Annotated in this window: 14 protein-coding genes; 6 read left to right on the top strand and 8 right to left on the bottom strand. The window is 66.2% G+C overall.

What is annotated here, in order from left to right:
* Positions 1 to 109: 109 nt before the first annotated feature.
* The 4 genes from JYP50_RS02555 to JYP50_RS02540 all read left to right on the top strand — a co-directional run bounded on the left by JYP50_RS02555 (position 110) and on the right by JYP50_RS02540 (position 6,134).
* The gene (locus tag JYP50_RS02555; protein WP_206558906.1) at positions 110 to 1,618 is read left to right on the top strand and encodes a thymidine phosphorylase family protein; all 1,509 of its coding nucleotides are present in this window, start codon (positions 110 to 112) and stop codon (positions 1,616 to 1,618) included.
* 79 nt (positions 1,619 to 1,697) lie between these two features.
* The gene (locus JYP50_RS02550; RefSeq protein ID WP_206558905.1) at positions 1,698 to 2,891 is read left to right on the top strand and encodes a cation:proton antiporter; all 1,194 of its coding nucleotides are present in this window, start codon (positions 1,698 to 1,700) and stop codon (positions 2,889 to 2,891) included.
* Between the two features lie 71 nt (positions 2,892 to 2,962).
* Positions 2,963 to 5,380: a Lon protease family protein gene (locus JYP50_RS02545; RefSeq protein WP_206558904.1), complete on the top strand. Its 2,418-nt coding sequence runs from the start codon at positions 2,963 to 2,965 to the stop codon at positions 5,378 to 5,380.
* Complete coding sequence (locus JYP50_RS02540; RefSeq protein ID WP_206558903.1) at positions 5,373 to 6,134, top strand: hypothetical protein; 762 nt, start codon at positions 5,373 to 5,375, stop codon at positions 6,132 to 6,134. The genes JYP50_RS02545 and JYP50_RS02540 overlap by 8 nt, the downstream gene beginning before the upstream one ends.
* A gap of 30 nt (positions 6,135 to 6,164) precedes the next feature.
* Here the strand turns inward: JYP50_RS02540 and JYP50_RS02535 are convergent, their stop codons facing one another.
* The 3 genes from JYP50_RS02535 to JYP50_RS02525 form a co-directional block, all read right to left on the bottom strand.
* On the bottom strand, positions 6,165 to 7,577 hold the full coding sequence (locus tag JYP50_RS02535; RefSeq protein ID WP_206558902.1) for an MBL fold metallo-hydrolase RNA specificity domain-containing protein: 1,413 nt from the start codon (positions 7,575 to 7,577) through the stop codon (positions 6,165 to 6,167).
* A 209-nt stretch (positions 7,578 to 7,786) separates the two neighbouring features.
* Positions 7,787 to 8,935 carry a GGDEF domain-containing protein gene (locus JYP50_RS02530; protein ID WP_206558901.1) on the bottom strand — a complete coding sequence of 383 codons (1,149 nt, stop codon included), beginning with the start codon at positions 8,933 to 8,935 and terminating at the stop codon, positions 7,787 to 7,789.
* A gap of 196 nt (positions 8,936 to 9,131) precedes the next feature.
* Positions 9,132 to 10,424 (bottom strand): putative porin, encoded by a 1,293-nt coding sequence (locus tag JYP50_RS02525; protein WP_206558900.1) that lies wholly within the window; start codon positions 10,422 to 10,424, stop codon positions 9,132 to 9,134.
* A 282-nt stretch (positions 10,425 to 10,706) separates the two neighbouring features.
* On the opposite strand from JYP50_RS02525, the gene JYP50_RS21940 reads away from it, so the two are divergent.
* Positions 10,707 to 10,838, top strand: a complete 132-nt coding sequence (locus JYP50_RS21940) for a hypothetical protein (RefSeq protein WP_277602409.1) — start codon at positions 10,707 to 10,709, stop codon at positions 10,836 to 10,838.
* Positions 10,839 to 10,921: 83 nt separating this feature from the next.
* On the opposite strand, the gene JYP50_RS02520 is transcribed toward JYP50_RS21940, so the two are convergent.
* From JYP50_RS02520 to JYP50_RS02500, 5 genes are all read right to left on the bottom strand, one after another.
* A complete protein-coding gene (locus JYP50_RS02520; RefSeq protein ID WP_206558899.1) occupies positions 10,922 to 11,113 on the bottom strand; it encodes a hypothetical protein in 192 nt (63 codons plus the stop codon).
* Positions 11,114 to 11,214: 101 nt separating this feature from the next.
* A complete protein-coding gene (locus JYP50_RS02515; protein WP_206558898.1) occupies positions 11,215 to 12,507 on the bottom strand; it encodes a ribonucleotide-diphosphate reductase subunit beta in 1,293 nt (430 codons plus the stop codon).
* A gap of 59 nt (positions 12,508 to 12,566) precedes the next feature.
* Complete coding sequence (locus JYP50_RS02510; protein ID WP_206558897.1) at positions 12,567 to 15,461, bottom strand: ribonucleoside-diphosphate reductase subunit alpha; 2,895 nt, start codon at positions 15,459 to 15,461, stop codon at positions 12,567 to 12,569.
* Between the two features lie 691 nt (positions 15,462 to 16,152).
* Positions 16,153 to 17,067, bottom strand: coding sequence for an ornithine carbamoyltransferase (gene argF, locus JYP50_RS02505; RefSeq protein ID WP_206558896.1), 915 nt, complete (start codon positions 17,065 to 17,067; stop codon positions 16,153 to 16,155).
* Positions 17,068 to 17,087: 20 nt separating this feature from the next.
* Positions 17,088 to 18,242: an aspartate aminotransferase family protein gene (locus JYP50_RS02500; RefSeq protein ID WP_206559100.1), complete on the bottom strand. Its 1,155-nt coding sequence runs from the start codon at positions 18,240 to 18,242 to the stop codon at positions 17,088 to 17,090.
* A 310-nt stretch (positions 18,243 to 18,552) separates the two neighbouring features.
* Between JYP50_RS02500 and grxD the strand changes: the two genes are divergently transcribed.
* On the top strand, positions 18,553 to 18,900 hold the full coding sequence (grxD, locus tag JYP50_RS02495; protein WP_206558895.1) for a Grx4 family monothiol glutaredoxin: 348 nt from the start codon (positions 18,553 to 18,555) through the stop codon (positions 18,898 to 18,900).
* The last annotated feature ends 167 nt before the right edge of the window (positions 18,901 to 19,067 follow it).

Raw genomic sequence — 19,067 nt, 5'->3', positions numbered from 1 at the left:
CAATTGAAGGGCGCGGCGGTGCTTGCACAGTGGCCGATCCCGCGACATAGTCCGCTGGTGTCGGCTGAAACCGGGCCGATTGAACTTTCTCTGTACAGGGCTGAGACTGATGGCGGATGACGGACTTTTCCCCCGGCGGCTGGGTATCGATACCTACCAGGAGCCGGTGGCCTACCTGCGCCAGGACAGTCCGGTGTGCCGCGCCGAGGGCTTTAACGCCCAGTCCAGGGTGCGGGTGTCCTGCGGTGGTCGCTCGGTCATCGCCACCCTGAACACCATCCGCTCGGACTTGCTGGCGCCGACCGAGGCCGGCCTGTCGGAGGCCGCCTGGCGCCTGCTGCGGCCCGCCCCCGACGAGCGCCTGTGCTTCAGCCACCCGCGTCCGGTGGAGTCGATGAGCGACGTGCGCGGCAAGCTCTACGGCCGGCCCCTGGAAGAGGCGGCGGCGCGGCGGATCATCCGCGATATCCACGAGGGGCGCTACGCTGATATCGAGCTGGCGGCCTACGTCACCGCGTGTGCCGGCAGCAGGCTCGATCTCGCGGAGATTACCGCGCTGACCCGGGCCATGGTCGACGCCGGAGATCGCCTCGACTGGGGCCGGCCCCGGGTGATGGACAAGCACTGTGTCGGCGGCCTGCCCGGCAACCGCACCACGCCTATTGTCGTCCCCATTGTGGCCAGCGCCGGGCTGTTGATGCCCAAGACCTCCTCCCGGGCCATCACCTCGCCGGCCGGCACCGCCGACACCATGGCGACCCTGGCGCCGGTGGACCTGGACACCCGTGGCATGCGCCGGGTGGTGGAGCAGGAGGGCGGCTGCATCGTGTGGGGCGGATCGGTCAGCCTGAGTCCGGTGGACGATACCATTATCCGCGTGGAGCGCGCCCTGGATCTCGACAGCGAGGGACAGTTGGTGGCGTCGATTCTCAGCAAGAAAGTCGCGGCGGGCTCGACCCACGTGCTGGTGGATATGCCGGTGGGACCCACCGCCAAAGTGCGCAACCCGGAGATGGCGCAGCGCCTGGAGCACCACCTGGTGGCCACCGGGGAGGCGATGGGGCTGGCGGTTCGGGTGCACACCAGCGACGGCGTGCAGGCGGTCGGCCGCGGTATCGGGCCCGCGCTGGAGGCCCGCGACATCCTCGCGGTGTTGCAGAACCGGGAGGACGCGCCCGGCGACCTGCGCGAACGCGCATTGGTCCTGGCTGGTGAAATCCTCGAACTCGGCGGCGTGGCCGCGCCCGGGGAGGGGCTGGCGCAAGCGGGCGAATCCCTGGCCAGCGGTCGCGCCTGGGACAAGTTTCGCGCCATCTGCGAGGCCCAGGGCGGGCTGCGCGAACCCCCGGTGGCCCGTCACCGGCACACGGTGGTGGCCATGCATCACGGGACCGTCGCGCACATGAATACCCGCAGTATCGCCAAGCTGGCCAAATTGGCCGGCGCGCCGGCGGACCCGGCGGCCGGCCTGGTCCTCGCGGTGCGCCTCGGGGACCGGGTCGAACCCGGCGCGCCCCTGTTTACGGTACACGCCGAATCCCGCGGGTCGTTGGAGTACGCCCTGGATTTCCTGGCCAATCACCCGGAGTGCCTGTCGGTGGAAGAGGATTTGATCTAGTGGCCGCCGGCGGCGCCGGGGGATGGTGCAAGCGCTGTCGCGCCATCGGGGGTGGCCCACTGGCGCGTGACCACTGGCGATGAACCACCTGCCCCTCGAACTGATCACCCTCGGCGGCTTGATGCTGTTGGCCCTCCTGGCCGAAGCGCTGGGGCGCCACACGCGGCTGCCGCGCATCTCCCTGTTGATATTGCTCGGCTTCCTGTTGGGGCCTTCGGTTGCCGGCGTGTTGGATCCGCGCTCCGCGCGCAGCTTCGATTTCGTGTCGGTGCTGGCCCTGTCCATGGTGGGATTCCTGGTGGGCGGTAAGTTGTCCGCCGACGTGCTGCGCCAGTTGGGCAAGGTGATCCTGTGGGTATCGCTGTGGGAGGCGCTGGTGACCTATGCGGTGGTGGCCCTGGGCCTGGCCTTGCTGGGGGTGGCGCTGGAGCCGGCCCTGCTGCTGGCGGCGATTGCCACCGCCACCGATCCCGCCGCCACCTTTGAGGCGATTCGCGAGATGAAGCGCCGCAGCGCCTTCGCCGACGTACTGGCGGGGGTGGTGGCGGTGGACGACGCCTGGGGTCTGATCCTGTTCAGTCTCACGGTGCTGGCGCTGCGCGCGGTGAATGCGGAGGAGGCGGGTGTGTCCGCCGTCGAAATTCTGGGCGACACGGCGGTGGAATTGGTGGGCGCGGTGCTGCTCGGGATAGCTCTCGGCCTGCCCATGGCCCTGCTGTCCGGGCGCATTCGCCGCGGCGAACCCACGCTGCTCGAAGCCCTGGGCATGGTGTTGCTCTGCGCCGGCCTGGCCCAGTGGTTGCACCTGTCCCACCTGCTGGCTTGCGTGGCCCTGGGGGCAACCGTGGTCAACCGGGCGCGACACCACCTGCGCCCGTTTCACGCGGTGGAGGAGATCGAGTGGCCCTTCCTGGCGTTGTTTTTCATTTTTTGTGGTGCCTACCTGACCGTGGACGCCCTCACCGGGATGGGCGGATTGCTGCTGGCCTACCTGGCGATGCGCGTCGCGGGCCGCCTGTTGGGCGGTTGGCTGGCGGCCCTGCCCGCCTGGGTGGATAGCGGCCTGTCGCGCTGGATGGGCCTGGCGCTGCTGCCCCAGGCCGGGGTCGCCCTGGCGATGGCCTTCGTTGCCGCCGAGCTGTACCCGGGGTTGGAGGACCAATTGTTGCCGGTGGTGATCGCCGCCACGGTGCTGTTCGAGCTGGTGGGGCCGCTGGTGTCGCGGGCAGTCCTGGACCGGTCCGGTCAGGGGAACCACCAGCCCGTTTGCTGATCTGGATCAGGTGATGGCCGCGCGCCGTGGTCTATGCTTGCAACAACTGGAAAAACTGGCGATTACTAAATATGCCCGATTCGATGCCCCCTCTGCTACCGGCCCCGGCCTACCCGCCCCTGGCGCCGGAGCGTTTGTATCGACACTGTGACCCGGCGGAGCTCAACTTCGACAGTACCGCGGAACTGGAACCGCTGGCGCGCCAGCTGGGCCAGGAGCGGGCGGTGGAGGCGTTGACTTTCGGCCTCGCCATCGGGCATCCCGGTTACAACCTCTACCTGATGGGCAGCAGTGGTGTCGGCAAGCGCGAGTTGTTGCAGGGAATTCTGGCGGAGGCCGCGCAACGCGACCACCACGCGGTGTACGACTGGTGTTACGTCAACAACTTCGAGTCCCCCGACAGTCCCCTGGTCCTGCAGTTGCCCAGGGGGCTGGGCTGCGAACTGCGCCGGGATATGGCCCAGGCCGTGGAGGACCTGCTGGCGACGTTGCCGGCAACCTTCCAGAGCGACGAGTACCAGGCCAGGGTGGAGGAGCTTAGCGAGAATTACCGGGAGCAGGAGCGCGCCATGCTCCAGGACTTGAGCGAGCGGGCGGCGCAGCACAATATCGCCATGATCCAGACGCCCTCGGGCTACACCCTCGCGCCCACTCGCGAGGGCGAAGTGCTGTCGCCGCAGGATTTCGAGGCGCTGCCCGAGGCGGAAAAGAAAGACACCATGGCGCTGATCGAGCAGCTCAAGGACGAACTGAAGGGCGTGGTGCGAGCCCTGCCCGGCCAGCGCAAGGAGAGCCGCGAGCGCTTCCGCCAGCTCAACCGCGAATTCAGCCAGATGGCGATCGACCCCCTGTTCGCCGAGCTCAAGCGCAAGTACCGGGAGCACGAGGCAGTGGCGGCCTACCTGGAGGCGGTGCACAACGATGTGCTGGAGGAAGCGGAGGCCTTTACCGAGACGCGGGAGGAATCCGCCATCCCCGAGAACCTCAAGGACCGGGTGCGCGAGTTCCCCCGCTACAGCGTCAATGTGCTGGTCGACAACAGGGATTCGAGCGGCGCGCCGGTGGTGTACGAGGACAACCCGACTTTTGCCAATCTGTTGGGGCGCTCGGAACACCTGTCGCAGATGGGCGCCCTGGTCACCGATTTTACCCTGATCAAACCCGGCGCCCTGCACCGGGCCAACGGCGGGTACCTGGTGCTGGACGCGGACAAGGTGCTCACCAACCCCTTCGCCTGGACCGGCCTGAAACGGGCCCTGATGGCGCGGGAGTTGCGCATCCAGTCGCTGGACGCGCAGTTCAGCCTTGTCGCCACGGTGCAGCTGGATCCGGAACCGGTGCCGCTGGATATCAAGGTGCTGCTGGTGGGCGACCGCAACCTGTTTTACTTGCTGCAGGAGTACGACCCGGAGTTCGCGGCGCTGTTCAAGGTCGTGGCCGACATGGCGGAGGACGTCGATCGGGGCCCCGAGAGTACGCTGCTGTTCGCGCGCATGTTGCACACGCTCGCGGCGGAAAACAACCTGCTGGAACTGGACCGCTCCGCGGTGGCGCGGGTGATCGAGCACGCCGCCCGGCGGATGGAGGACAGTGCCAAGCTCAGCTTGCACCGGGGCCGGCTGCAGAACCTGCTGGCCGAGAGCGATTTCCTGGCGCGGCGGGCGGGCGCCGGCCGCATCGCCGCGAGCCACGTTGACGCGGCGATCGAGGCGGCCATTCGCCGCCTCGACCAGCTCCGGGAGCGCTCCCAGGAGGGGATTCTCCGGGACATCATGCTGGTGGCGACCGAGGGCAGTGTCGTGGGCCAGGTCAACGGGCTGTCGGTCTACCTGCTGGGGGATTACGCCTTCGGCAAGCCCACCCGCATCACCGCCACCGCGCGACTGGGGGCGGGCAGGGTGCTGGATATCGAGCGGGAAGTGGACCTGGGCGGCAAGATCCACTCCAAGGCGGTGATGATCATCAGCGCCCTGCTGGCCGATCGCTATGCCCGGGAGCGGCCCCTGCCGCTGTCGGCGAGCCTGGTGTTCGAGCAGTCCTACGGCGGCATCGAGGGCGACAGTGCCTCGGTGGCGGAACTGGTTGCCCTGGTCTCGGCCATCGCCGCCATCCCGGTGCGCCAGGACCTGGCCGTCACCGGTTCGCTGAACCAGCACGGCACCGTGCAGGCCATCGGCGGTGTCAACGAGAAGATCGAGGGCTTTTTCGATATCTGCCGGGTGCGGGGGCTCAGCGGCAGCCAGGGCGTGGTCGTGCCCCGCGCCAACGAGGTGCACCTGATGCTGCGCCGGGACGTGCGCGAGGCGGTGAGCGCGGGCCAGTTCCACATCTACAGCGCGGCGACGATCGACCAGGCCCTGGAATTGATGACCGGGTACAGCGTGGCCTCCATCGATGCCCGGGTCTCGGCGCGGGTCGATGCCCTGCAGCGGCTGGCGCGCCGCTACGCCTTGAAGCCGCAAGACAGTGAGCGCGACCACCGTGAGTGACCGACAGCCGGCCAACACTATTGTCTTGCCGATAGACCTTTACGGTGTCAGGCGGCCGGTACTCGAGGCTTTGGTGCGCATCGCCGGCCAGCTCGATTGCCGGCTGCTCGGCCTGATTGTCGACGATCCGCGATTGCAGCGGGTGGCCGATCTGCCTTTCACCACCGAAATCGTGCTCGCCGGCGGTACCGAGCGAGAATTTCTACCGCAGCAGGTGCGCGCCCGTTTCGCGCGGATTAGCCGGCAGACTCAGCGCCTGCTCGACGAACTGGCCACCCATAACCGGGTGGGCCTGAGCTACGAGGCGGTCAGCGGCGCCGGGCTGCAGGCGGTGTTGCAGCGGGGGGAACGGCTCAACCTGTTTTTGCCGGGACGGGTGGGTGGTCCGGCGCGGCCGGCCGGCGCCGCCCGGGTGGCGATCCCCCGGCTGGGCCTGCTGCTGGGGGTGGCCGGCTACGACGCCGCCATCGTGGCAATGGCGCGGGCACTGGTTGGCGCGGCGATGGTGGGGGCTGTCTATGTGCTGTCGCCGCGGGCGCCGGAGCCCTCGCGGTTGCAGGGTCTCGGCCAGCGGGGTATTCGCCCGCATCTGCTGCACCAGGACGATTTGAGCCCGGCGGGGGTGCTGGCGCTGATTCGCCGTTCGGGCTACGACCTGTTGATTTTACCCCGCGCGGCCCTGGAGGGGATTTCCCCGGATGCCTTTGAACACGCGCTGGCCAGCGCCCGGGGGCAGCTGCTGGTGGTCAGCTGAACGGGCCGGGGAGGACCCGTGGGGCCAGATTTACACTTCGATGCGATCGCCCTTGTCGGGGATGGTGACCGACAGTCCGTGCTCCTGTCGCAGGCGTCCCGCCAGTACCTCCTGGGCCTCTTCCTCGCCGTGCACCAGGGCGATCCGCGGCGGGGGCTGGAAATGCGCGGCCCAGTCAATCAACTCGCCCTGGCCGGCGTGGGCCGAGAAGCAACCCAGGGTCTCGATTTCCGCCTTGACCACGTAGGGTTCGCCGAACATGCGGATCTCGCGGGCGCCGTCCACCAGCAGCCGGCCCAGGGTGCCGCGGGCCTGGAAGCCGGCAAAGATGATGGTGTTGCGGCTGTCCCAGATGCGTTGCTTGAAGTGATGCCGGATGCGGCCGCCGGTGCACATACCGCTGCCGGCGATGATGATGGCGCCGCTCTTGATGCGGTTGATCGCCATTGATTCCTCGGTGTCCTCGGCGAGCTTGAGAGTGGGCAGGAACTTGGCCAGCGAGGTCCGGTGGACATCGCTGAGCTGCTTGATGTCCGCGTCGTCCAGGGCCTGCAGCCAGCGGTCGTAGACCCGGGTCACGGCGATCGCCATGGGGCTGTCGAGAAAGACCTGCCAGCCGTCCAGCTCGCCGCTGTGGTAGAGCGCCCCGAGGTGGAACAGCAGTTCCTGGGTACGGCCGACGGCGAAGGCGGGGATCATGACATTGCCGCCGCGGCGCCAGGTGCGCCGCAGGATGTCGCCCAGCTCCTGCAGGGTGTCCGCCTCGCCCCGGTGCTCGCGGTCACCGTAGGTACTCTCCAGCAACAGCAGGTCGGCCCGCTCGGGTCGGGCCGGGTCGTTCATCAGCACCGAGCCCTTGCGCCCCAGGTCGCCGGAGAACACGAGGGTACGCTCGTCGCCGTCGCTGGACAGGCGCAGCTCGACGATGGCGGAGCCCAGGATGTGGCCGGCGTCGTGGAACCGCAGCCGGCACCCCGGGAACAGCTCGACGGTGTCGCCGTAGGCCTGCCCGCTGCACGCGCGCAGGACCCGCTCGACATCGCGCCGCTCGTAGGCTGGCTCCACGGGCTTGCGTCCGCGCCGGGCCCGGCGCAGGTTCTCTTTTTCCAGATCGCGAAGGTAGAGGCCGGCCGAATCGTGCAGCATGATGTCGAGCAGGTCCGCGGTGGCGCGAGTGCAGTGGATGGGGCCGGAAAAACCACGGCGTACCAGCAACGGCAGCAGGCCGGAGTGATCCAGGTGCGCATGGGACAGCACCACGGCGTCGATGGCCGCGGGATCGAAGGGAAATTTTTCATCCTGGATGCGATCGACCGCGTCGCCGCCCTGGTGCATGCCGCAGTCCAGCAGCAGGTGTCGGCCGTCGGCGGTCTCCAGCAGGTGGCAGGAGCCGGTGACCTCGCGGGCGGCGCCGTGGAAGGTGATTGTGGCGGTATTGGGCATGGGCATTCCGCGCGGCATCCAGACAGAGCCTCATTATAAACACGCATTCCCCGTGCGAGCGATAGCCGGTCGCCGAACGCCGGGCGGGCCATTGTGGGCCATTGCGGGGTTGGCGGCGCGGGTGGCCGCGGCGCCCAAAAAGCACACGGGAATACAGGCGGGGCCCGGGGGCACGGCCGGGGGCTACATGCCAGTGGGGGATTGGCGGGTCAGGTTCGCGTCGCCGCCGGGTGCGCCATGCTGACCCTGGCCGGGGCGGGCTCCTCGATCACATCATGGGCGACCACAAAGCGGTCGCGACCGGCGCTTTTGGCCTGGTACAGGGCCTCGTCGGCCTCTGCCAGGACATGCTCGAAGCTTTCACTGTGCTGGGAAAACCCGGCCACGCCGGCGCTGGCGGTCACATCCGTCCGGGTTTTGGTGGTGGCCAGTATGCGCTCGGCGATGCGCGCGGCATCCGGCAGCGCGGTCTGCGGCAGCACCACAAGAAATTCCTCGCCGCCGTAGCGGACCACCAGGTCCTGCTCGCGCGAACAGGATCGCAGGGTATCCGCCACCTCTGTCAGCACACGGTCGCCGGCCGCGTGACCGTGGGTGTCGTTGTAAATCTTGAAGTCGTCGATATCGAGGATGATCAGGCAGAAGGGCTCTCCGCTGCGCCGGGCCGCGGGAACCAGCTTTTCGGTGTGCAGGGCCAGTCGGCGGCGGTTGGCGAGCTGGGTCAGCGGGTCGACCAGGGAGGAGTTCTTGTTCTCGATCTTCAGCGAGATATTCTCGATCAGTATGCGGTGTTGGCGGATGGTGAGCTTCAGGATCTGCAGGTACCCGAACAGGAGGATTATCGCGAGGATGGAATAGATCGTTTCCGGCAGGAACAGGAAGCGGACGACAATGGCAAAAATCACCAGGCTCAGATAGCTCAGGATTTGGGGCATGGAGGTACTGACTACCAGCACGCCGCCCGTGGAGAGGGTCATGAAGGCAAAGGCGCACAGCACGGTGGCGGTGCCGGCATGCTCGCCATAGGGTAGAAAAATGGCCGCGGCGAAACCGGCATAGGCGAAAACGCTACTGATCGACATGCAGACATCCCAGTAGCGAATGTTGCCGGGCGTTATGCGCCCGGCCCGCTTGCGCCGGCCGAACAGAAAGGAGACGACGCCGCGGGGTATGTTGGCGACCGCAACGGCGAGCAACCAGTACCTCGCCATCTGCGGTGAGGCGTATTCGGCGGCGATGAAGTACAGCATGGCGATGGCCGAGGCCACGCCGATATAGCCCGCCTTGACATATGCGAACAGAATCTGGATGCGCTCGAATTCCAGTTCCGGGTTTTTTTTGCCGATGAATCCGTTCATCTCACTTCCCAGAAGAGCAACAGTTTGCCCGATTAGGCCTTAGGATTCCCCGCCGTGTCTAGTATTTATTCTGCGATACTCCACAATATTGGATAAAGTTCCATCACCCGGGATTCGGGGCGCCGCGACCATTCGCGCTGGAGCCGCGGGAATGGTTGCGCGGATGTCGTGGCCGTCAGTTGCCCTGGCCCTTGTCTCAGAATCGGAAGGATACGTTCATTCGCAGCCGGGTGATCCAGCTCCCCCAGTCGTCGCCATACCCGGGCTGAAAGCGGTTTCGGGTGTAGTGAAAGGCGGTGAGATTGAGTACCACATCCTCCACCGGCAGGTATTCGAGCGTCAAGCCGTGCATGCGGTAGTTGCTGGAGTAGGTGATATTGTCCTGGGAAAAGGCCGCCAGCACAGCGTCTATGTCATTGCGGGCATAGGTATAGCCGGCGCGCCAGTCCCCCGCGTGTTGGCTGTCCCCCAGGCTGAAATCCAGCTGGTAACCGCTGTCCTGGCTGTCAAAGGCGCCGAGATTGGTGACATAGTCCAGCGATATTCGCACCGGCAGATGCTCCCCCAAACCGCGATATTCCGCGCTGGCCACGCTGTCCCACAAGTTGAAATCGGACAGGTAGGCCGAGCTGTCGGCGGTAAGGCGATTGTCGCGAATATCGCCGCGATCCGCCGCGGCCAGGCTGCCGATCTCGTAATCGTAATAGGCACTGGCCAGTGCCAGCGTCCAGTCGTGGTGCGGTTGCAGTGTCAGCTCGAGCTGTGCGCCGCGCAGGGTACTGTCGTCGGCGTCGATCTGTTCGTCGATGGGGGAGAGCAGGGCGGTTGCCTGGAGTCGCGCCCGCTGCGAGCGCAGCAGCGCCATGCTGGCGGCGACACCCTGGGGATTGACGTCCCCGTCCCAAACCAACTCGCGGGTGGTAAAGGGATTGGCAAATTTCCCCCCGAGCGCGGTGCCTCTCGAGCCGCGATAGCGCGCGTAGGCACGGTCGAGGCTGACTTCCAGGTCGTCGACGAAATTGCCCAGAGTGATATCGCTGGAGTTGGGGTCACCGGCGTCGCCGGTGGTGAGCCGGGCACCGATGTCGATGCGATCGTCCAGCCTGTACTCGGCTGCCAGGCGGGCCCTGAGCACCCCCCGGTTGCGGTGTCGGTCACCGTCGCCAGTGTACTCATAGCGCAGGCGGGCGTCTCCGGACAGGCTCAGAGCGCTTGGCACAGCCGGTGTGGAGGCGGGGGAAGCCGGCCGCTCCGGACCACCAGGCGCGGCCCGACCGTCCTGGCTCCGCAGCTGTCGTAGTTGCGCCTGTAGCGAGGTCAGTTGTTGTTCCAACCGGGCGATTTTTTGCGACATCGCCCGCAGGCGCCTTTCACTTGGTGGCGCCGTATGCGCGGCGCTGTGCGTCGGCAGTGCTCCCGCCAGCGCGGTGAGCGCGACACAGCACCAGGTTGCGCGTGTTGGAATCAGGCGTGTCGGCTGTCTGCTCATCGGTTTCTCCGGTGTCGTCCGCGCTATCGAGTGTAAAGCCCGGCGGCGTGCCGGCGCAGTTGCCAATTGCGCAAGAGCCGGTGGCGTGGGCGCACCGCCCGGCCTTTGGTGGTGATGGTGGTGATAGGGGGGCGACGCGGCGCGCGCGATAGGCATCTCCCGGACCGCCCGGCCTGTGATTTCAGTGGTCCGCGGGGTCTGCAGCGCGCGGTCGACAAGGCGTAAAGCGGCGATACCCTGCGCCTGACCGACAGCCAATTCGTCGGCAATGACTCCGCCGGCGTGGCGGCCTACCAGCAGTCCCGCGTGTGGATCACGGCCAGCCTGTTCGAGCGCAACGAGGACGACGGGGTCTACGCCGGCGCGAAACTCGACGCTCCGGAGAGCGCGGTGAGCCGCGGCCGGGGGGAGTGAGAGAGGTTAATACGGGAGGGAAGCGTGGCGTCGGCACCGGGTGGCCCGGTGCCGGGGCGTCGTGATGGGGCGTATGGCCCGGGTCAGTGCAGCACGCGATCCGGGTGCATTTCCTCCTGCAGGTCGGGCGTTTTGCCGCCGCCCGTGGCCTCCTGCTGCATATAGGTGCGCAGGCGGCCGACCACGCTGGTCATCACGTCGATGGTCTGGCTGATCTGGTCCAGGGCCATCAGTACGGTTTCGGTATCCTTTGGCGTTTTATCGCGGTCGTCCATTTCGGTTCCCTCGTTCTTGCCGATTGGCTGCCTGTTATTGGATACGGCTGTTTTGCTGTGGTCTTGAGCCCGGCGCCGCGCGCCGGGCCGCTGAAGACCGGTCAGTCCCAGCTCAGGGCGCCGCCGGTCTGGTACTCGATCACCCGGGTCTCGAAGAAGTTCTTCTCCTTGCGCAGGTCCATGATCTCGCTCATCCACGGGAAGGGGTTTTGCGCCCCGGGGAATTGCTCCGGCAGGCCCAGCTGGGACAGGCGGCGGTTGGCGATGAAGTGCAGGTACTCCTCCATCATGCTCGCGTTCATGCCCAGCACGCCCCGGGGCATGGTGTCCCGGGCGTATTCGATTTCCAGCTGGGTGCCCTCCAGGATCATCTGGGTGACTTCCTTCTGGAAGGCCTCGGTCCACAGGTGCGGGTTTTCCAGCTTGATCTGGTTGATCACGTCGATGCCGAAGTTCAGGTGCATGGACTCGTCGCGCAGGATGTACTGGAACTGCTCCGCCACCCCGGTCATCTTGTTGCGCCGGCCCATGGACAGGATCTGGGTAAAGCCGCAGTAGAAGAAGATACCCTCGGTCACCGCGTAGAAACCGATCAGGTTGCGCAGCAGGGTCTGGTCCGCCTCCGGGGTGCCGGTGCGGAAGTTGGGGTCCGAGAGGTGATGGGTATGGCTCAGGCTCCAGGTGGCCTTCTTGGCCACCGAGGGCACCTCCCGGTACATGTTGAACACCTCGCCCTCGTCCATGCCCAGTGACTCGATGCAGTACTGGTAGGCGTGGGTGTGGATGGCCTCCTCGAAGGCCTGGCGCAGCAGGTACTGGCGGCACTCGGGGTTGGTGATCAGGCGGTAGATGCCCAGCACCAGGTTGTTGGCCACCAGCGAGTCGGCGGTGGAGAAGTAGCCCAGGCTGCGCTTGACGATGCGGCGCTCGTCCTCGGACAGGCCCTCCGGGCTCTTCCAGGTGGCCACGTCGGCGGTCATGTTGATTTCCTGGGGCATCCAGTGGTTGGCGCAGCCGTCCAGGTATTTCTGCCAGGCCCAGTCGTACTTGAAGGGCACCAGCTGGTTGAGGTCGGCGCGGCAGTTGATCATCGCCTTCTCGTCGACGGAAACCCGCGCGGCGCCCATTTCCAGCTCTTCCAGGCCCGGCGCCACGTCCATGTTCTCCAGGGCGCGGGCGGCCTCGGCAATATTGTCCGCGGCCACTTCCGGCGCGACGGCGGCGCCCCCGGTTTCCGCCGCCGCATCCTCCCGCGAGGGCGCGGCGGTTTGCGCGGCGGCTGGTTGAGCCGCGCTGGATGGCGCCGCCTCGGGTTCCGCCGGCTGCGGCGCGGCGGCCGCCACCGGGCTGGCCGGCGCGGTGTCTTCCTTGTGGTAGTCGTCCCAATTCAACATCTAGGTATTCCCCTGAGTTCTCTGTGTGCGTTTATCGATGGGCGTCGGTTCAGTCGGGCCTACTGACAGGCCTCGCAATCCGGGTCGTCCAGCGAACAGGCCGCGGGCACCGGCGCCGGTTGCGCGACCGCCCCGTTTTGCTCGCCCGCCGACACGGCGTTCAGGTTGCCGGTGCTGATGGTGGACTTCTCGGTCCCGGTGGCCGCCAGGGAGCGCAGGTAGTAGGTGGTCTTGAGCCCCGAGAACCAGGCCATGCGGTAGGTGATGTCGAGCTTCTTGCCGCTGGCGTTGTTGATGTACAGGTTCAGGGACTGGGCCTGGTCGATCCACTTCTGGCGGCGGCTGGCGGCGTCCACCAGCCAGCGCGGCTCCACCTCGAAGGCGGTGGCGTAGATCGCCTTCAGGTCGGCCGGCACCCGGTCGATCTGCTGCACGCTGCCGTCGTAGTACTTGAGGTCGTTGACCATCACCCCGTCCCACAGGTTGCGCGCCTTGAGGTCGTTCACCAGGTAGGGGTTGACCACCGTGAACTCGCCGGACAGGTTCGATTTCACATACAGGTTCTGGTAGGTCGGCTCGATGGACTGCGACACGCCGGTGATGTTGGCGATGGTCGCGGTGGGCGCGATCGCCATCACGTTGGAGTTGCGCATGCCCTGGGCCTTGACCTTGCCGCGCAGACTGTCCCAGTCCAGGCTCTGGTCGCGGTTGATCTTGATGTAATCGGCGCCGCGCTGCTGCTCGAGGATGTCCAGCGAGTCGATCGGGAACACGCCCTGGCTCCACAGGGAGCCCTCATAGCTGGAGTAGCTGCCGCGCTCCGCCGCCAGTTCCGAGGACGCCTCGATGGCGAAGTAGCTGATCGCCTCCATGGAACGGTCGGCAAAGGTCACCGCGTCATCGGAGCCGTAGGCGATGTGCTGCTTGTACAGGGCGTCCTGGAAGCCCATCAGGCCCAGGCCCACCGGGCGGTGCTTGAAGTTGGAGTTCTGCGCGGTGTCGACGGAGTAGTAGTTGATGTCGATCACGTTATCCAGCATGCGCACGGCGGTGCGCACGGTTTTCTCCAGTTTCTCCAGGTTCAGGCCCTTGTCGTCGATGTGCTGGGGCAGGTTGATGGAGCCCAGGTTGCACACCGCGATCTCCTCGTTGGCCTTGGTGTTCAGGGTGATCTCGGTGCACAGGTTGGAGGAGTGCACCACGCCCACGTGCTGCTGCGGCGAGCGCAGGTTGCAGGGGTCCTTGAAGGTCATCCAGGGGTGACCGGTCTCGAACAGCATGCCCAGCATCTTGCGCCACAGGTTCTGGGCGCGCACGGTTTTGTGCAGCTTCAGCTTACCGGCCCTGGCCTGCTCCTCGTAGTGGGTGTAGCGCTCTTCGAAGGCGGTGCCGTAGAGGTCGTGCAGGTCGGGCACGTCGTTGGGCGAGAACAGGGTCCACTCGCCATCGTCGAACACCCGCTTCATGAACAGGTCGGGAATCCAGTTGGCGGTGTTCATGTCGTGGGTGCGGCGGCGGTCGTCGCCGGTGTTCTTGCGCAGCTCCACGAACTCCTCGATATCCATGTGCCAGGTCTCGAGGTAGGCGCACACGGCGCCCTTGCGCTTGCCGCCCTGGTTCACCGCCACCGCGGTGTCGTTTACCACTTTCAGGAAGGGCACGACGCCCTGTGACTTGCCGTTGGTGCCCTTGATGTAGCTGCCCAGGCCTCTTACCGGTGTCCAGTCGTTGCCCAGGCCGCCGGCGAACTTGCTCAGCATGGCGTTGTCCTGGATCGCGCCGTAGATGCCGCGCAGGTCGTCCGGCACGGTGGTCAAATAGCAGGAAGACAGCTGCGGGCGCAGGGTGCCGGCGTTGAACAGGGTGGGGGTGGAGCTCATGTAGTCGAAGGAGGACAGCAGCTCGTAGAACTCGATGGCGCGGGCGTTCTTGTCGTCTTCCTCCACCGCCAGGCCCATGGCCACGCGCATGAAGAAAATCTGCGGCAGCTCGAAGCGCACCTCGTCACTGTGGATGAAGTAGCGGTCGTACAGGGTCTGCAGGCCCAGGTAGGTGAATTGCAGGTCGCGCTCGGGCAGCAGGGCCTGGCCCAGGCGCTCCAGGTCATAACCCTTGAGTTCCGGGGATACCAGCTCCAGGGCCGCGCCGCGCTCGACGTAGGCGGGCAGGGCCTCGGCGTAGAGGCGGTCCATGTCCGACTGTGTGGCGGATTCCGCCACGCCCAGGAAGGACAGGGCTTCCGCGCGCAGGTTGTCGCACAGCAGGCGCGCCGCGACGTAGCTGTAATTGGGTTCCTTTTCAATCAGGGTGCGGGCGGTGATTACCAGCGAGGTAGACAGCTCCTTGGCGGTCACCCCGTCGTAGAGGTTGCGCAGGGCCTCGTCGAGGATGTGGGTCTCGCTGACATCGGACAGGCCGGCGCAGGCCTCGGAGACGATGGTGTGCAGGCGCTCGATATCCAGCGGCGTGCGGCTGCCGTCGGGCTGCACTACGGTGATGTTGCCGGCGGCCTCCTGGGTGGCCGGGGACAGGGCCTGGCGGGCGGCGCGCTTGCGCGACTGCTCCTCGCGGTAGATCACGTAGTCGCGGGCGATCTTGTGCTCGCCGGCGCGCATCAAGGCCAGCTCCACCTGGTCCTGGATGTCCTCGATATGCACCGTGCCGCCGGAGGGCATGCGGCGCTGGAAGGTGCCGGTGACCTGCTCGGTGAGCTTGGCCACGGTCTCGTGGATGCGACTGGAGGCGGCCGCGGTGCCGCCCTCCACCGCCAGGAAGGCCTTGGTGATGGCCACCGAAATCTTGCTCGCCTCGAAGGACACCACGGTGCCGTTGCGCTTGATGACCCGCAACTGCCCCGGGGCCGTGGCGGCGATATTGGCGCTGACCCCGCTGTCTTCATGGGGGGCGGTGGTGGCTTCGGCTGTACGGCCTGGCTGGTTGGTCTCTGTTTGCATAGGTAAGTTCTGCTCCGCTGTGGGTGGGGCTGCTGGGCCTTCTTGTTTTCGGGTTACCGCTGTTTTTGGGCTGCCAATAGGTCGGCGCCGTGGCGCCCGAAAAATCCGGGAAAAGGGGTGGAAATGACGTGATCGTCCGCCATCTGAGGCGGGCGGCCACGCGAACGATCCCGAGGCCCGGGTCGTCGACTGCTCCCCCCGTCTGGCTCACCCGGCCGATGCCGCGGTAGGCCAGTTCCTGTGTTTCAGTTTCACTTCGTGTCTGGTGTGGTCCGCCCGCTAGGAGAGGAACCCGGTGGCGGCTGTTTGCCAGCCGCCGCGCATTTCTTACCCGCCGTGATGGATCACGGCCCAACGCCCCGGCCGGTTGTTGCCGGGCGGGCGATGCGGGGTAAATGTGGTGCTTTTTTCAACAGTTGTTCTCAACAGTACACCCTATATATTGGGGTCATTTGCTGAACTGGATACAAGATAATGCGAGGGGCGGGTCAATGCAAGGGCATGGAGCTGGGTTTATGCTGTGGATAAGTTGTGGGCAGTGAGTGGGTCTGCGCCCACTAACCCGGCAGGCCACGGGATACAGGCTTGGGCGAAAACCGTGGCCGACGGGAGGTGGCTGATGTCTATCTATTTATTTTTTATTAAAAGGAAGATTGATATAGAGCTGAGTTATTGAATGCGGAGCACCTGCTCAGGCGCACGCCTTGAGCAGGAATTCCATCAGCGCCTTCTGGGCGTGCAGGCGGTTCTCCGCCTCGTCCCACACCACGGTGTCGGGGGCGTCCATCAGCTCGGCGCTGATTTCCTCTCCGCGGTGCGCGGGCAGGCAGTGCATGTACAGGGCGTCGGGGGCGGCCAGCGCCAGCAGCTCGCGGTTGAGCTGGTAGGGGGCGAAGGCTCGCTCGCGCTCGCGCTGTTCCTCCTCCTGGCCCATGGAGGCCCACACATCGGTGACCAGCAGGTCGGCGCCCTCGGCGGCGGCTTTCGGGTCTCGCACCACGCTGACCCGGTCGCCGTGGGCCTTCAACAGGCCCGCATCCGGTTCGTAGCCCTCGGGGCAGGCGATGCGTAGCTGGAAGTCGAACTGGGCCGCGGCGTTGATGTAGGACTGGCACATGTTGTTGCCGTCCCCCACCCAGCACACCGTGCGCCCGGCGATGGGGCCGCGGTGCTCGAGGTAGGTCTGCATATCCGCGAGCAGCTGGCAGGGATGGTAGTCGTCGGTCAGCGCGTTGATTACCGGCACGCTGGAGTGGGCCGCGAAGCGCTCCACGATGTCGTGCCCGAAGGTGCGAATCATCACGATATCCACCATCGAGGAGATCACCCGCGCGCTGTCCTCCACCGGCTCGCCGCGGCCCAATTGGGTGTCCTGCGGCGACAGGAACATCGCGTGGCCGCCGAGCTGGGCCATACCCGCCTCGAAGGACACCCGGGTGCGGGTGGAGGACTTGGCGAAGATCATCGCCAGCACGGCGCCCGGGAACTGGCGTTGTTCGCGGCCTGCGCGGTGTTCGCGCTTCATTTCGATGGCGCGCTCGAGCAGCCCCTGCAGCTCCTGGGGGTTGAGGTCCTTGAGGGTGAGGAAATGCCGTGGATTGGCCATGTTGTTGCCCCGGGTGTTCGTCAGTGTAGGGATTGGATCAGGGCCGCGACGCCCTCGGCCAGTTCGGCGGCCTCCGCTTCGCTGATTACCAGCGGCGGCAGCAGGCGCAGGGTATTGCCGGCGGTCACGTTGATCAGCAGGCCCCGCTCCAGTGCGCGAGCCACCAGCTCGCCGCAGTCCGCGCGCAGTTCGATGCCGATCATCAGGCCGTGGCCACGGATTTCGACCAGGCGCTCGTCGCCCGCGAGCAAGTTGGAAAGGGTGTCGCGGATCTGCTCTCCGCGGGCCAGTGCCCGGGCCGGGAGGTCCTCGCCGAGAATGGTGTCGACCACTGCGCTGGCGGCGCTGCAAACCAGCGGATTGCCGCCGTAGGTGGAGCCGTGGTGGCCCGCGGCAAACACTCGCGCGGCCTCGCCCCGGGCCAGGCAGGCGCCGATGGGCACGCCGTTGCCCAGGCCCTTGGCGGTGGTCACCACGTCGGGGGTGAAGCCCAGCTGCTGGTAGTGGAAGTAACTGCCGGTGCGGCCGTTGCCGGTCTGCACCTCGTCGAGCATCAGCAGCCATTGTTTGCGGTCGCACAGCTCACGTAATGCCTGGAGGTAGGCGGGCGCCAGCGGGCGCACGCCGCCCTCGCCCTGGATCGGTTCGGCCAGCACCGCGACCACGTCGGGGTTCTGCGCGGCGATTTTTTCCACCGCGGCAATGTCGTCGACCGGAGCCCGGACAAAGCCGCTGACCAGCGGCTCAAAGCCCGCCTGTATCTTGCGGTTGCCGGTGGCGCTCAGGGTGGCCAGGGTGCGGCCGTGGAAGGCGCCTTCGAGGACCACCACCGTCGGCTTCTCGACACCGCGTTGGTGCCCGTACAGGCGCGCCAGCTTGATCGCGGCCTCGTTGGCCTCGGCGCCGGAATTGCCGAAAAAGCAGCTCTCCATGCCCGCCACCGCGGTCAGGCTCGCCGCCAGGGCTTCCTGTTCGGCGATGCGGTAGAGATTGGAGGTGTGCACCAGGCGCCCGGCCTGCTCGCGGATCGCCGCGGTGACGGCGGGGTGGGCGTGGCCCAGGCCGTTGACACCGATGCCCGCGATGCCGTCCAGGTAGCGTCGGCCCTCGGTGTTGAACAGGTAGACACCTTCCCCGCGACTGAAAGTCAGCGGGAGTCTGGCGTACGTGGACATCAAGGGGGATTGCGCGTCGACGGCGGGCGCTGGATTGGGCAGGGCCAAGGTCTGTGTTCCTCACTCCATAAAGTAAAACGGCAGCGCTGTGCTGCCGGGGGAAGCCATCAACTATAGACACAAAGCCAGGGGCTGGCAATTGCCGTATTGGCACGGGAACGGGGGGCGGTCAATCGGGGTCATAATCATGTAAACTGCGCTGCCTCAATTGAAGGAAAACCGCTCGTGCAGCGGCGGACATTCACGGCAGGCCGCTTGTGCGGCGGCAGGCAATCAACGGCGGGCGCGGCCCGACAGGACAGGCAATTGTATGAGTAGTGACACCCAGACCGGCGATATCATGGATACCATCCGGGAGCAGATCGAGAACAACAGCATCCTGCTGTATATGAAAGGTTCGCCCAACCAGCCCCAGTGCGGGTTTTCGGCGCAGACCGTCCAGGCGGTAATGGCCTGCGGCGAGCGCTTCGCCTACGTGGATGTGTTGAGCAACCCCGATATCCGCTCCAATCTGCCGAAGTACGCCAACTGGCCCACCTTTCCCCAGCTCTGGGTCAATGGCGAGCTGGTTGGCGGTTGCGATATCGTGATGGAGATGGCCGAGAGCGGCGAGTTGCAGACCCTGATCAAAGAGACCGCGACAGGCTCCGAGGCCTGAAGTGAGGCCGCGCCTGCCGCTGGACGGGAGGCGCGGTGTTGTTCCAGCCTAGTACAAAAGGGAGACCCCCCAGCTTTGCTGGGGAGGCAAGCGAAGTTTGACAGTTCCAGAAGTCTCATAGTAACCCCCAAGTGTGAGCCGCCAAGCACCACACAAGGGAGTAACCA

The sequence above is a fragment of the Parahaliea mediterranea genome, assembly GCF_017255185.1.
Lineage (GTDB): Bacteria > Pseudomonadota > Gammaproteobacteria > Pseudomonadales > Halieaceae > JAFKCZ01.
The sequence above is the reverse complement of the archived record's forward strand: the minus strand, read 5'-3'. Positions and strand labels throughout refer to the sequence as shown.

Excerpts from the sequence above, each read along its gene's own strand:
- JYP50_RS02555 (WP_206558906.1), top strand. The coding sequence starts at position 110 with ATGGCGGATGACGGACTTTTCCCCCGGCGGCTGGGTATCGATACCTAC.
- JYP50_RS02550 (WP_206558905.1), top strand. The coding sequence starts at position 1,698 with ATGAACCACCTGCCCCTCGAACTGATCACCCTCGGCGGCTTGATGCTG.
- JYP50_RS02545 (WP_206558904.1), top strand. The coding sequence starts at position 2,963 with ATGCCCGATTCGATGCCCCCTCTGCTACCGGCCCCGGCCTACCCGCCC.
- JYP50_RS02535 (WP_206558902.1), bottom strand. The coding sequence starts at position 7,577 with ATGCCCAATACCGCCACAATCACCTTCCACGGCGCCGCCCGCGAGGTC.
- JYP50_RS02530 (WP_206558901.1), bottom strand. The coding sequence starts at position 8,935 with ATGAACGGATTCATCGGCAAAAAAAACCCGGAACTGGAATTCGAGCGC.
- JYP50_RS02525 (WP_206558900.1), bottom strand. The coding sequence starts at position 10,424 with ATGAGCAGACAGCCGACACGCCTGATTCCAACACGCGCAACCTGGTGC.
- JYP50_RS02520 (WP_206558899.1), bottom strand. The coding sequence starts at position 11,113 with ATGGACGACCGCGATAAAACGCCAAAGGATACCGAAACCGTACTGATG.
- JYP50_RS02515 (WP_206558898.1), bottom strand. The coding sequence starts at position 12,507 with ATGTTGAATTGGGACGACTACCACAAGGAAGACACCGCGCCGGCCAGC.
- JYP50_RS02510 (WP_206558897.1), bottom strand. The coding sequence starts at position 15,461 with ATGCAAACAGAGACCAACCAGCCAGGCCGTACAGCCGAAGCCACCACC.
- argF (WP_206558896.1), bottom strand. The coding sequence starts at position 17,067 with ATGGCCAATCCACGGCATTTCCTCACCCTCAAGGACCTCAACCCCCAG.
- JYP50_RS02500 (WP_206559100.1), bottom strand. The coding sequence starts at position 18,242 with ATGTCCACGTACGCCAGACTCCCGCTGACTTTCAGTCGCGGGGAAGGT.
- grxD (WP_206558895.1), top strand. The coding sequence starts at position 18,553 with ATGAGTAGTGACACCCAGACCGGCGATATCATGGATACCATCCGGGAG.